The 13776-nt window shown below is 62.6% G+C and carries 11 protein-coding genes; 3 read left to right on the top strand and 8 right to left on the bottom strand.

The features are described from left to right. Positions 1-25: 25 nt before the first annotated feature. The 5 genes from ACK3BK_RS24585 to ACK3BK_RS24605 form a co-directional block, all read right to left on the bottom strand. Complete coding sequence (locus tag ACK3BK_RS24585; protein WP_186711035.1) at positions 26-1168, bottom strand: ABC transporter ATP-binding protein; 1143 nt, start codon at positions 1166-1168, stop codon at positions 26-28. A 69-nt stretch (positions 1169-1237) separates the two neighbouring features. Further along, positions 1238-2332: a polyamine ABC transporter substrate-binding protein gene (locus ACK3BK_RS24590; protein ID WP_063541738.1), complete on the bottom strand. Its 1095-nt coding sequence runs from the start codon at positions 2330-2332 to the stop codon at positions 1238-1240. 162 nt (positions 2333-2494) lie between these two features. Further along, a complete protein-coding gene (locus ACK3BK_RS24595) occupies positions 2495-3592 on the bottom strand; it encodes a polyamine ABC transporter substrate-binding protein (RefSeq protein WP_186665478.1) in 1098 nt (365 codons plus the stop codon). 169 nt (positions 3593-3761) lie between these two features. Further along, entirely contained in the window at positions 3762-5123 is a 1362-nt protein-coding gene (locus tag ACK3BK_RS24600) for an aspartate aminotransferase family protein (protein ID WP_186665477.1), read from the bottom strand. 48 nt (positions 5124-5171) lie between these two features. Then, the gene (locus ACK3BK_RS24605) at positions 5172-6530 is read right to left on the bottom strand and encodes a glutamine synthetase family protein (protein ID WP_054894987.1); all 1359 of its coding nucleotides are present in this window, start codon (positions 6528-6530) and stop codon (positions 5172-5174) included. Positions 6531-7198: 668 nt separating this feature from the next. Between ACK3BK_RS24605 and ACK3BK_RS24610 the strand changes: the two genes are divergently transcribed. Further along, entirely contained in the window at positions 7199-8575 is a 1377-nt protein-coding gene (locus tag ACK3BK_RS24610) for a glutamine synthetase family protein (RefSeq protein ID WP_054894988.1), read from the top strand. A gap of 151 nt (positions 8576-8726) precedes the next feature. Here ACK3BK_RS24610 and argA read toward each other — a convergent pair whose 3' ends face one another. Then, the gene (gene argA / locus ACK3BK_RS24615; protein WP_186665472.1) at positions 8727-10025 is read right to left on the bottom strand and encodes an amino-acid N-acetyltransferase; all 1299 of its coding nucleotides are present in this window, start codon (positions 10023-10025) and stop codon (positions 8727-8729) included. Positions 10026-10150: 125 nt separating this feature from the next. After that, complete coding sequence (gene argE, locus ACK3BK_RS24620; RefSeq protein ID WP_411383486.1) at positions 10151-11293, bottom strand: acetylornithine deacetylase; 1143 nt, start codon at positions 11291-11293, stop codon at positions 10151-10153. A 103-nt stretch (positions 11294-11396) separates the two neighbouring features. Between argE and ACK3BK_RS24625 the strand changes: the two genes are divergently transcribed. Further along, entirely contained in the window at positions 11397-12776 is a 1380-nt protein-coding gene (locus tag ACK3BK_RS24625) for an inorganic triphosphatase (RefSeq protein WP_186665469.1), read from the top strand. Positions 12777-12836: 60 nt separating this feature from the next. Here ACK3BK_RS24625 and ACK3BK_RS24630 read toward each other — a convergent pair whose 3' ends face one another. Next, a complete protein-coding gene (locus ACK3BK_RS24630) occupies positions 12837-13307 on the bottom strand; it encodes an Lrp/AsnC family transcriptional regulator (protein WP_186665468.1) in 471 nt (156 codons plus the stop codon). Between the two features lie 126 nt (positions 13308-13433). Between ACK3BK_RS24630 and ACK3BK_RS24635 the strand changes: the two genes are divergently transcribed. Next, the gene (locus ACK3BK_RS24635) at positions 13434-13760 is read left to right on the top strand and encodes a hypothetical protein (RefSeq protein WP_065862344.1); all 327 of its coding nucleotides are present in this window, start codon (positions 13434-13436) and stop codon (positions 13758-13760) included. Positions 13761-13776: the final 16 nt, after the last annotated feature.

Consider the following 13776-nt stretch of genomic DNA (forward strand, 5'->3'; position numbering starts at 1 on the left):
AGGGCTCGTTTGAGCTTTCGCGGTTTCATGAGCGCAGTACCACGCCGCTGTCGTCTTCCCACCACACGTAGACTTCATCGCCCCAGGTCGGGCGCGCGCCCTGGCGTTCGGCGTTGGCGACGAACGACTGGACGATCTTGCCGCTCGGCAGCTCGACGTAGAACACCGAGTGACCGCCCAGGTAGGCGATGTCGTGGACCTTGCCGCGCGACCAGTTGTGCTCGAACTCGGGTTGCGTCGTCGTCACCAGCAGCTTCTCGGGACGCAGCGCGTAGGTGATGTGCTTGTCCTCGACCGAGGTGGTGACACCGTGGCCGACGTAGATCTTGCGCTCGAGCTCCGGCGAGGCGATCAGCGCGTGGCCTTCGGCGTCGTCGATCACTTCACCTTCGAACAGGTTGACGTTGCCGATGAACTCGCACACCAGGCGGCTGGTTGGCGTCTCGTAGATATCCACAGGCGAGCCGATCTGGGCGATCCAGCCCAGGTGCATGATGGCGATGCGCTGGGCCATGGTCATGGCCTCTTCCTGGTCGTGGGTCACCATCACGCAGGTCACACCGACCCGCTCGATGATCTCGACCAGCTCCAGCTGCATCTGCGAACGCAGCTTCTTGTCCAGCGCGCCCATCGGCTCGTCGAGCAGCAGCAGTTTCGGACGCTTGGCCAGCGAGCGGGCCAGGGCCACACGCTGACGCTGGCCGCCGGAGAGCTGGTGCGGCTTGCGCTTGGCGTACTGGGTCATGTGCACCAGCTTGAGCATCTCGGCCACGCGGGCTTCGATGTCGGCCTTGGGCATCTTGTCCTGCTGCAGGCCGAAGGCGATGTTCTGCGCCACGGTCATGTGCGGGAACAGCGCGTAGGACTGGAACATCATGTTGATCGGCCGCTCGTAGGGCGGCATGTCGGTGATGTCGACACCATCGAGGAAGATCCGACCTTCGGTCGGACGCTCGAAGCCTGCGAGCATCCGCAGCAAGGTGGACTTGCCGGAACCGGAGCCGCCCAGCAGGGCGAAGATCTCGCCCTTGCGGATTTCCAGGGACACATCGTCCACGGCGATGGTTTCGTCGAACTTCTTCGTGACCCGGTCGATCTTGACCAGCACCTGCTTGGGCTGCTGGTCACCCTCGAGGGCTTTCTTATAGGCACCGGAGGCAACTGCCATGAGTGAAACTCCCAACAAGATTTTTGTGCCCGAGCGGCCTGTGTGCAGGGCCACGTCGGGTCTGGATTTTTACTTGCCCGACTTGACCTTGGTCCAGCTGCGGGTCATCAGACGTTGCACCTTGGGGGGCAACTCCGCGTTGACGAACATCTTGTCCAGCACTTCCTGCGGTGGGTAAACCGCGGCGTCAGTTCTCACAGCCTGGTCCATCAGGTCGCCAGCCTTGGGGTTGGGGTTGGCATAACCGACGTAATCACTGACCTGGGCGATAACCTCAGGTTTCAGCAAATAGTTGATGAAGGCGTGGGCCTCTTTCACGTTCTTGGCGTCCTTGGGAATCGCCAGCACGTCGAACCAGAGGTTGCCGCCTTCCTTGGGAATGGCGTAGGCCAGGTTCACGCCCTTCTTGGCTTCTTCAGCACGGGCCTTGGCCTGGAAGACATCGCCGGAGAAGCCTGCCGCGACGCAGATGTCGCCATTGGCAAGGTCGGTGATGTACTTGGACGAGTGGAAGTAGGTCACGTACGGACGTACCGCCAGCAGCTTCTTCTCGGCCTTGGCGTAATCCTTGGGATCGGTGCTGTTGGGGTTGAGCCCCATGTAGTTGAGCACCGCCGGGAGCATCTCGTCCGCCGAGTCGAGGAAGGCCACACCGCACTTGGAGAGCTTCTTCATGTTCTCGGGCTCGAACAGCACCGCCCAGGAGTCGATCTTGTCCACGCCCAGCGTGGCCTTGACCTTGTCGACGTTGTAGCCGATGCCGTTGGTGCCCCACAGGTAAGGCACGGCGTACTGGTTGCCCGGATCGTTCTTTTCCAGGCGCTTCATCAGCGCTGGGTCCAGGTTGGAATAATTGGGCAGCAGATGCTTGTCGAGCTTCTGGAACGCGCCCGCCTTGATCTGCTTGCCGAGGAAATGGTTGGACGGCACCACCACGTCATAGCCGGTGTTACCGGCCAGCAGCTTGCCTTCCAGGGTTTCGTTGGAGTCGAAGACATCCTGCACGGGCTTGATGCCCGTCTCTTTCTCGAAGTCCGCGAGCGTGGTCGGGCCGACATAGTCGGACCAGTTGTAGAAGTGCACCGTGGGCGCCGCTTGAACGCTGCAGGCCAGCGTCAGACCTGCTCCAGCCATCATGGCCTTGCGCAATACAGAAATAGACAAGTGGTTGGTCCTCACAATCAGAGCCTTCGGTGGCGGCTGGGAGCAGCCGTACACGCAAAACCGGCGCGCAACTTACCTGCGTGGCTGGGATGTCGCAATCAACAATCGAGGTTTATGCCCCCTGGGCCGGAAAACCCCGGCCCAGAGAGCCCTGCACAGGGCTTACTTGCCCGACTTGATCTTGGTCCAGCTACGGGTGATCAAACGCTGGGCGGCCGCTTCAGGGGCGGCGATCGCGTACAGATGCTTCTTCACTTCCGCTGGCGGATAGATGCTCGGGTCGCTGGTGATGTCCTTGTCGACGAACTGGGTCGCGGCCTTGTTACCGTTCGGGAAGCGCACGGCGTTGGTGATCTCGGCCATGACTTCCGGTTGCAGCAGGAAGTTCATGAACTGGTAGGCAGCATCTTTATGCTCGGCATCTTTCGGGATGGCGACCATGTCGTAGAAGGTGCCAGCGCCTTCTTTCGGAATGATGTAGTCCAGCTTGACCTTGTCGCCGGCTTCGTGGGCGCGGGCCTTGGACTGCTCCAGGTCACCCGAGTAGCCGACGGCCACGCAGATGTTGCCGTTGGCCAGGTCGCCGATGTACTTGGAGGAGTGGAAGTAGGTGATCGAAGGACGGATCTTCAGGAACAGGTCCTCGGCCGCCTTGAGGTCTTCCTTGGTGGTGCTGTCGGTCGGCTTGCCCAGGTAATGCAGCGCGGCCGGAAGCATTTCGGTCGGTGCATCGAGGAAGCTCACGCCGCAGCTCTTGAGCTTGGCGATGTTCTCGGGCTTGAACACGGCGTCCCACGAATCGATCTTGTCCACGCCCAGCGCGGCCTTGACCTTGGCCGGGTTGTAGCCGATGCCGATGGAGCCCCACATGTACGGGAAGGCGTACTTGTTGCCTTTGTCGCTGGCGTCGCCAACGGCCTTGAGCAGGTCTTCGTCGAGGTTCTTCCAGTTCGGCAGCTTGGAGCGGTCGAGCTCCTCGTAGACGCCGGCCTTGATCTGCTTGGCCAGGAAGTTGTTGGACGGCACGACGATGTCGTAGCCCGACTTGCCTGCCAGCAGCTTGGCTTCCAGGGTTTCGTTGCTGTCGAAGACGTCGTACTTGACCTTGATGCCGGTCTGCTTCTCGAACTTGGCGATGGTGTCCGGAGCGATGTAGTCCGACCAGTTGTAGACGTTCAGCACCTTGTCTTCAGCGTGAACAGCAGTGGCCATGGCACCCATCAGGGCGGCGGCCAGCAACGTCTTGCCCATTTTCTTCATGCGTTATGCTCCAGAATTTTTTTAGTAGCCATCTGTTCAGCTGCCAGGTCCCGTGGTGCAAGCGCCGGACGACTGAAACAACCGCTAGTCTGGCAAGTTACAAGGCGCTGTTTCAACAAAAGCAGGGCCTTGTAACGACTTAATGTCACATCGCTAGCCTAGCAAACGCCTATCGAATCGCTTCCAGGGTCAGATCCAGGCACTTGCGCGCCTTTTCCACCAGCTCGTCCACTTCTTCATGGCTGATCACCAGTGGCGGCGCGATGATCATGGTGTCGCCCACCGCGCGCATGATCAGGCCGTTGTCGAAACAGAAGTTGCGGCAAACCATGCCCACGCCCTTGCCTTCGTAACGGCTGCGGGTCGCCTTGTCCTTGACCAATTCGATTGCGCCGAGCAGGCCAAGGCCACGTACCTCGCCCACCAGCGGGTGGTCTTGCAGCTCGCGCAGTCGTTTTTGCAAGTACGGTGCCACTTCCGTGCGTGCGCGCTCGACGATCTTCTCGTCACGCAGGATGCGCAGGTTCTCCAGCCCCACCGCCGCTGCCACCGGGTGGCCGGAGTAGGTGAAGCCGTGGTTGAAATCGCCCCCTTCGCTGAGCACCTTGGCCACCTTGTCACGCACGATCACACCGCCCATGGGGATGTAACCGGAGGTCAGGCCCTTGGCGATGGTCATCAGGTCAGGCTTGAGATCGTAATAATCGGAGCCGAACCACTCGCCGGTACGGCCAAAGCCGCAGATCACTTCGTCGGCGACGAACAGGATGTCGTACTTGGCGAGGATCTCCTTGATCTTCGGCCAGTAGGTGTCCGGCGGAATGATCACCCCGCCGGCGCCCTGGATCGGCTCGGCGATGAAGGCGGCGACGTTGTCCTCGCCGACTTCCAGAATCTTCTTCTCCAACTGCTCGGCAGCCCACACCCCGAATTCATCCGGGGTCATGTCGCCGCCCTCACCGAACCAGTACGGCTGCGGGATGTGCACGATACCCGGGATCGGCAGGCCGCCCTGCTCGTGCATGCCGCTCATGCCGCCAAGGCTGGCGCCAGCGACGGTGGAGCCGTGGTAGCCGTTGACCCGGCCGATGAGCGTCTGCTTGTTCGGCTTGCCCTTGAGCGCCCAGTAGTGGCGAACCATGCGCAGCACGGTGTCGTTGCCTTCGGAGCCGGAGCCGGTGAAGAACACATGGCTCATGCCTTCGGGTGCCACGTCGGTGATGGCCTTGGCCAGCTCCAGCGCCGGCGGATGAGCGGTCTGGAAGAACAGGTTGTAGTACGGCAGCTCGCGCATCTGCTTCTCTGCCGCCTGGACCAGTTCTTCGCGACCATAGCCGACCGCCACGCACCACAGGCCGGCCATGCCATCGAGGATCTTGTGCCCCTCGCTGTCCCACAAATGCACACCCTGGGCCTTGGTGATGATGCGCGGCCCCTTCGCCTTCAGCTGCTTGTAGTCGCTGAAGGGTGCCAGGTGGTGCTCGCCGCTCAGGTTCTGCCATTCACGGGTTTGCGGGTTGTTGACGCTCATCTGCTTCTCCACTATCCGATGGCCGCGCTCCTGCGGCCCCAGGGTTGATCACACGGCAAACAGCAGGAACTCGCGCTCCCAGGAACTGATGACGCGCTTGAAGTTTTCATGCTCGGCGCGCTTGGTGGCGACGTAGCCGGTAATGAACTTCTTGCCCAGGTACTGCACCAGCGACCGGCTGTTCTCCATACGCTCCAGGGCGTCCTCGATGGTCAGCGGCAGGCGCAGGTTGCGCCGCTCGTAGCCACGGCCCTGGACCGGCGCGCTGGCCTCGATGCCCTCGACCATGCCGATGAAGCCACACAGCAGGCTCGCGGCGATGGCCAGGTAGGGGTTGGCGTCGGCGCCCGGCAGGCGGTTTTCCACGCGGCGGTTCTGCGGGCCCGCATCCGGTACGCGCAGGCCGACGGTACGGTTCTCTTCGCCCCACTCCACGTTCACTGGCGCCGAGGTGTCCGGCAGGAAGCGGCGGAACGAGTTGACGTTCGGTGCGAACAGCGGCAACGCCTCGGGAATGAGCTTCTGCAGGCCGCCGATGTGATGCAGGAACAGCGTGCTCATGCTGCCGTCTTCATTGGAGAAGATGTTCTTGCCGGTGGCGATGTCGATCACGCTCTGGTGCAGGTGCATGGCACTGCCGGGCTCGCCGGTCATGGGCTTGGCCATGAAGGTCGCGGCGACGTTGTGCTTGAGCGCGGCCTCGCGCATGGTGCGCTTGAACACCAGGATCTGATCGGCCAGGTGCAGCGCGTCGCCGTGACGGAAGTTGATCTCCATCTGCGCCGTGCCGTCTTCGTGGATCAGCGTGTCGAGGTCCAGCTGCTGCAGTTCGCACCAGTCATAGACGTCTTCGAACAGCGGGTCGAATTCGTTGGCGGCCTCGATGGAGAACGACTGGCGGCCAGTTTCCGGACGGCCGGAGCGGCCCACCGGCGGTTGCAGCGGGAAGTCCGGGTCTTCGCTGCGCTTGGTCAGGTAGAACTCCATCTCTGGCGCGACGATCGGCTGCCAGCCCTTGTCGGCGTAGAGCTTGAGCACTTTCTTGAGGACGTTGCGCGGCGACAGTTCGACCGGGTTGCCCTTCTTGTCGTAGGTGTCGTGGATCACCTGGGCGGTCGGCTCGATGGCCCAGGGCACGAGGAACACGGCGTCCTGGTCGGGGCGGCAGATCATGTCGATGTCGGCCGGGTCGAGCAGGTCGTAATAGATGTCGTCATCGACGTAGTCGCCAGTCACAGTTTGCAACAAAACGCTTTCGGGCAGGCGCATGCCCTTTTCGGCGATGAATTTGTTGGTCGGCGAGATCTTGCCGCGGGTGATGCCGGTCAGGTCGCTGATCAGGCATTCGACTTCGGTGATCTTGTGCTCTTTCAACCAATCGGTGAGCTGGTCGAGGTTGTTACTCATAAATACCTCAGGAGGTCATTTGACCCGGCCCCTGCGGGGCGGGCGCTACTGACGCCTGGCGTCGGTCAATGTCGGCGCATTCGGCGCGGCAGGGCCTGGCAAGGCCCACGCATTGATTCTGGATGGAGTATGTTGCCAAAGCAAAAACCCATGCGCAGGACGGCAGCCGATTCACGCGCAAAACGCGTATCGATCTCGAAAGCAAAGGGCAGGAAGGAAGAAAAGCGTGCAGTAAACTGCTACGGGGCGAGGGCTGACTGTGCCGGTCGTCAATTATTGCGGCCAGTCTGCTCCAGGGATGGGCCAGGCGCGCGAGGGCCTTTCGGCAAGCGGTGAAAATACCTGACTGCGCAGCGCAGGCGGCGCTTTCAGGTCGCGACTGGCGGACCATGTGACCCTCGTATTATTACTGTTATGGGTTGCGACCGAGCTTAGCCTCGTTCATTTTTTTTCACAACACCTCCGTAAAAAATAAAATACGCCACCATCGCCGTAGCCCTTTCCTACAGATTTAGCGGATAATGGGATGCCCTTATATGCAGCAAATCCGCCGTTGATGTGCCATTTCAGGGCATCAGGAGGTTGGCTTGACATCAGTTTGTCTTTTCGATTGACTGGGTCTGCAAGCCCCCCTTGATTGATATTTTTAACAACAAAGGTGTTGCATCATGTCGGTACCCCCGCGTGCCGTTCAGCTTAACGAAGCGAACGCGTTCCTTAAGGAACATCCTGAGGTTCTCTACGTTGACCTTCTGATTGCAGATATGAATGGTGTGGTTCGTGGCAAGCGTATCGAACGCACGAGCCTTCACAAGGTTTACGAGAAAGGCATCAACCTGCCCGCCTCCCTCTTCGCCCTGGATATCAACGGCTCGACCGTCGAAAGCACGGGCCTCGGCCTGGACATCGGCGACGCCGACCGCATCTGCTACCCGATCCCTGGCACCCTCTCCAACGAACCCTGGCAGAAGCGCCCGACCGCGCAACTGCTGATGACCATGCACGAAATCGAAGGCGAGCCGTTCTTCGCCGACCCTCGTGAAGTGTTGCGCCAGGTGGTGAGCAAGTTCACCGACATGGGCCTGACCATCTGTGCCGCGTTCGAGCTGGAGTTCTACCTGATCGACCAGGAGAACGTGAACGGCCGTCCGCAGCCGCCGCGCTCGCCGATCTCGGGCAAGCGTCCGCAGTCGACCCAGGTCTACCTGATCGACGACCTGGACGAGTATGCCGACTGCCTGCAGGACATCCTCGAAGGCGCGAAGGAGCAGGGTATCCCGGCCGACGCGATCGTCAAGGAAAGCGCCCCGGCGCAGTTCGAGGTCAACCTGCACCACGTGCCCGATCCGCTGAAGGCCTGTGACTATGCAGTGCTGCTCAAGCGCCTGATCAAGAACATCGCCTACGACCATGAAATGGACACCACTTTCATGGCCAAGCCCTACCCGGGCCAGGCTGGCAACGGCCTGCATGTACACATCTCCGTGCTGGACAAAGATGGCAACAACATCTTCACCAGCGAGGATCCCGAGCAGAACGCCGCGCTTCGTCACGCTGTCGGCGGTGTGCTCGAGACCCTGCCCGCTTCGATGGCGTTCCTCTGCCCGAACGTCAACTCGTACCGCCGTTTCGGCGCGCAGTTCTACGTACCGAACGCGCCGAGCTGGGGCCTGGACAACCGCACCGTGGCCCTGCGCGTGCCAACCGGCTCGCCGGACGCCGTGCGCATCGAGCACCGCGTGGCCGGTGCCGACGCCAACCCGTACCTGATGATGGCGGCGGTCCTGGCCGGTGTGCACCACGGCCTGACCAACAAGATCGAGCCGGGTGAGCCGATCGAAGGCAACTCCTACGAGCAGCTGGAACAGAGCCTGCCGAACAACCTGCGCGATGCCCTGCGCGAGCTGGACGACAGCGAGATCCTGAACAAGTACATCGATCCGAAGTACATCGACATCTTCGTCGCGTGCAAGGAGAGCGAGCTGGAGGAGTTCGAACACTCGATCTCCGACCTCGAGTACAACTGGTACCTGCATACCGTGTAAACGAAAACGCCGCCCTCAGGGGCGGCGTTTTTCATTGGACCTGGCGGGCCCTATCGCGGGACAAGCCCGCTCCCACAGGCTCTGCATCGGTCTTGAGATCTCTGCAGTACCTGTGGGAGCGGGCTTGTCCCGCGATAGGGCCGGTACTGACCTACAACGACTTCTCGAAAATCTTCGAATTGCGCTGGTAGTTGTACAGCGAAGCCCGCGCCGCCGGCAGGCGCTCCACGCCACTGGGCTGGAACCCGCGCTCGCGGAACCAGTGCGCCGTACGGGTCGTCAGCACGAACAGGGTATTGAGGCCCAACTGCCGCGCGCGGGTCTCGATACGCTCGAGCAGATCGTCCCCCCGACCACCATGCCGGTACTCCGGATTCACCGCCAGACACGCCAGCTCGCCCGCCTCGGACTCGGCGATCGGATACAGCGCCGCACAGGCGATGATCATGCCGTCGCGCTCCACCACGCTGAACTGCTCGATCTCCCGCTCCAGCACCTCGCGCGAACGGCGCACCAGGATGCCCTGCTCTTCCAGCGGGCTGATCAGCTCCAGCAGGCCGCCGACATCCTCGATGGTCGCCTCGCGGACGATCTCGAACTGCTCCTGCGCTACCAGCGTGCCACCGCCGTCGCGGGTGAACAGCTCGGTGAGCAGCGCACCGTCCTCGGCATAGCTGACGATATGGCTGCGCGCCACGCCGCCCTTGCAGGCCTCGGCGGCAGCATCGAGCAGCTCGCCCTGGTAGTCGCTGCCCAGGCGCTGCAAGTGCGCCGGGACCTGCTGCGGCCGCAGCTCACGCACCAGCTTGCCTTTTTCGTCCAGCAGGCCCGGCTCGGCGCCGAACAGCAGCAACTTGTCGGCGCCCAGCTCGATGGCTGCGCGGGTGGCGACGTCTTCGCAGGCCAGGTTGAAGATCTCGCCCGTCGGCGAATAGCCCAGCGGCGACAGCAGCACGATGGAGCGCTCGTCGAGCAGGCGGCTGATGCCCTTGCGATCGATGCGCCGCACCTCGCCGGTGTGGTGGTAGTCGACACCCTCCAGCACGCCGATCGGCCGTGCAGTCACCAGGTTGCCGCAGGCCACGCGCAGGCGCGAGCCCTGCATGGGCGATGCGGCGATATCCATCGACAGGCGCGCTTCGATGGCCAGGCGCAGGGCGCCGACGGCGTCGATCACGCACTCCAGGGTCGCGGCGTCGGTGATGCGCAGGCCATGATGGTAGTGCGGGGTCAGGCCGCGAGCAGCCAGGCGGCTTTCGATCTGCGGGCGCGAACCGTGCACCAGCACCAGGCGCACGCCCAGGCTGTGCAGCAGCACCAGGTCGTGGACGATATTGCCGAAGTTGGGATGTTCGACGCCATCGCCGGGGAGCATGACCACGAAGGTGCAGTCGCGATGGGCATTGATGTACGGGGAGGCATGACGCAGCCAGTTGACGTATTCGGGCATGACAGGGCCTGTGGATAAGTGAACGAGACGGGTGAAGGCGCACAACGTTCGAAAGTCATCGTCGGAACAGGCTTGCGGTCACGCGCGGTCTCCTCTAGGCAGGAACGAATCAGGTCAGTGGACGTTTAGCTCAGGCAGTAGTGCCGGACAAGATCACGCAATAGACGCACGGTAGGCTCGATTCGTGACATTTCAAGGTACTCGCCCGGCTGATGGGCGCAAGCGATGTCGCCGGGGCCGAGCACGATGGTCTGGCAACCCAGCTGTTGAAGATAAGGCGCTTCGGTGCCAAAGGCCACCGCTTCGGCACGATGGCCGGTCAGACGCTCGGCCAGTTGCACCAGCTCGGCATCGGCGGTCTGCTCGAACGGCGGCACCTCGGGGAACAGCGGCGCATAGTCGATGCGCACTTCATGGCGCTCGGCCACGGGCGTCAGCTTCGCGCGGATCGCCGCACGCAGTTGCTCCACGTCCATCCCTGGCAACGGGCGCAGGTCGAACTCCAGGGCGCACTGGCCACAGATGCGATTGGGGTTGTCGCCGCCATGGATGCAGCCGAAGTTCATCGTCGGCGTGGGCACGGTGAATTGCGGATTGCGGTAGGTCTGCTGCCACTGCTGGCGCAGGCCCATCAGCTCGCCCATCACCGCGTGCATGGCCTCCAGGGCACTGTGGCCCAGGCTTGGATCCGACGAATGGCCGCTGCGCCCGAGAATATCGATGCGGTCCATGAGGATGCCCTTGTGCATGCGGATCGGCTTCAGCCCAGTGGGTTCGCCGATCACTGCCGCCCGGCCCAGCGGTTGCCCGGCTTCGGCCAGGGCGCGGGCACCGGACATCGAGCTTTCTTCATCGCAGGTGGCGAGGATCAGCAGCGGCTGCTTGAAATCGTGCTCCAGCAGCGGGATCACCGCCTCGATCACCAGGGCGAAGAAGCCCTTCATGTCGCAACTGCCCAGCCCGATCCAGCGGCCGTCCACTTCGGTGAGTTTCAGCGGGTCGCTGCTCCACAACTGAGGATCGAACGGCACCGTATCGCTGTGGCCGGCCAGCACCAGGCCGCCCGGGCCGGTACCGCGGCTGGCGAGCAGGTTGAACTTGCCTGGAGTGATCTCCTGGATCTCGCAACGGAAACCCAGATCGCCCAGCCAGTTGGCGAGCAGGTCGATGACCTGACGGTTGGACTGGTCCAATGCGGCCTGGGTGCAGCTGACCGAGGGGGCGGCGATCAGGGCGGCGAACTGGTCTTTGAGCGATGGCAACGGCATGCACGGACTCCTCGTAAAGCATGGGGTCATCATAGCAATGCCGTCCCTTGGCAGGGCAACTCCTGTAGACTCTCCGCCAACCACGCCTTCCTTCGAGCCAGCGATGCACAAAGAAACCGAACTCAAGCTCCGCGCCAGCCGCGAGACCCTTGCCGCCCTGCGCGAGCACCCCTTGCTGAAGAAGCGCAACAAGTCCGGCTGGCAGACCCGCGAACTGCTCAACCAGTACTTCGACACCCCCGACCGCGAGCTCTCTGCAGCCCGCGTCGCCCTTCGCCTGCGCCGCGACGGCGAGGTCATCATCCAGACCCTCAAATGCCGTGGGCAGAGCGTTGCCGGCCTGTCCGAGCGCAACGAGTACGAGTGGTACCTGGACAAGGTCAAGCTGGACCTGAAGAAACTCGACGCCAGCTGCTGGCCCGAGCAATTGGCCGAGCTGGACAAAAAAACCATCAAGCCATTGTTCACCACCGATTTCACCCGCGAATACGCCGAGATCTCCTGGGGTCGCGGCAAGGCCAAGGTGGTGATCGAAGCCGCGCTCGACCAAGGCTTCGTCATCGCCGGCAAACGCAAGGAAGAAATCTGCGAGCTCGAACTGGAGCTGCGTGAAGGCGCCCCGGAAGCTCTGCTGGAGCTGGCCGCCGAGCTGTCCGCCACGCTGGCCTTGATGCCCTGCGACATCAGCAAGGCCGAGCGGGGCTATCGTCTGCTCGATCCCGACAGCTACGAGCTGAGCCTGCCACACACCGAGCTGGACGCCGAAATGGCCGTGGACGACGCCTACACCGCGCTCGCCTGGCAACTGCTGGGCAGCAGCCAGCGCCTGGCCGAACAGTACCGTCATAACGGCCACTGGCGCCTGCTGCAGGAATGGGTGCAGTGCCTGGCAGAGCTGCGCGCCCTCACCAGCAGCCTGGGCCAGGCCGCGCCACGGGCCACCACCCGTGACCTGCGCAGCCGCCTCGACGCCCTGCTCGAAGACTGGCGCCCACTGGTACAGGCCGGCAACGACGACGAAGACATCCGCCGCGCCGCACCCGAGCAGTTCGCCGAAGAGCTGGAAGACACGCGCTGGGGCCAGTTCTCACTGGAAACCTCGCGCTGGCTGCTGGCGCGCGCCTGGACCGTCGAGCGCAAGGGCCGCGGTGAGCGCCAGGGCAAGGCGCAACTGGCCAGCTGGCTGCACCACCAGCTGGGTGAAGAAGGCCGCGCGCTGAAGCTGCCGCTGTACACCCAGCGCCCGGAGGATCTGGGTGAACAGTTGCCGCGCATCGAGCAGTTGCTGACCTGGCTGCACCACGCCCGCCAGGTGCTGGAAGTGCCGCAACTGGACCGCCTGTACGGCGATCTGAAGAAGCTGCATGAACTGGCCGAGCAGCCGCTGGCCGAAGAGCAGTCGGGCGAGCTGTTCGAAGCCCGCATCGAGCAGGCCCGCGCCATCGACCAGAGCCGCGCCTGGAAGCACCTGCTCAAGGTGTAAGACCGCATCAGCTGCTTCGCGGGTATATCGGGGCACCGAACCGATGTACCCGCGAAGGCCTCACCTCGATAGCGGCAGGCAGGTCGTGGACTTGATTTCCGACAGCGCCACGATCGAGTTCACTTCCTGTATCCCTGGTACGTTCGACAACTTCTCGAAGAAGAACCGCTCGTAGGCCTCGATGTCCGAGGTGACGATACGCAGCAGGAAGTCGACCGCCCCCATCAGCACATAACACTCCAGCACTTCCGGAAAGCCGCGGATCGCCTCGGTGAATTCGGTGAAGTTCGACCGCCCGTGCGCGTTGAGTTTCACCTCGGCGAAGATTTGCGTGTTCAGCCCGACCTTCTTGCGGTCCAGCAAGGTGACCTGGCCGCGAATCACCCCTTCATCCTTCAGGCGCTGTATCCGACGCCAGCACGGCGACTGCGACAGCCCGACACGTTCGGCGATCTGCGCGCTGGACAACGACGCATCCTCCTGCAGCAGTTCAAGGATGCGTCGGTCGTAGGCATCCAACTCGCTTTGCATGATCAATTCTCCAAAGCCTACCAATGCGACAATTATTATTCGCCAAACTACAAAACCAGGTGAATCATAGCGAAGAAATGCCGGTTTCGACCTGCGAGAATTTCTCCACATCGAAGGAGACGCTCCATGAATGCACTCGAACGGCACACCCCTCAGCCCCGTAGCGACGCCTGGGCCGCCAGCGCCCTGCATGGCGAGGTCCGCTACCGCCTCGACATCGAGGCCGAGCCGGACAGCCTGTGCCGGGTACTCAACCTCTTCGCCCTGCAGTTCCTCACGCCGCACAGCGTGCAGGTGTGCCAGCGCGACGACCTGCTGGAGCTGGAGATCGGGATCGACGGCCTCAGTTGGCACCGCGCCGGGGTGATCGCGCAGAAGATGCGTAACCTGGTGTGTGTCGGCGAGGTCTTTCTGGAAAGCGTGCCGAAACTGTCTGAGGTGGCGGCGGGCTGACATCTGCCCCGCAAGA

The sequence above is a fragment of the Pseudomonas sp. L7 genome, assembly GCF_046605565.1.
GTDB lineage: Bacteria > Pseudomonadota > Gammaproteobacteria > Pseudomonadales > Pseudomonadaceae > Aquipseudomonas > Aquipseudomonas wayambapalatensis.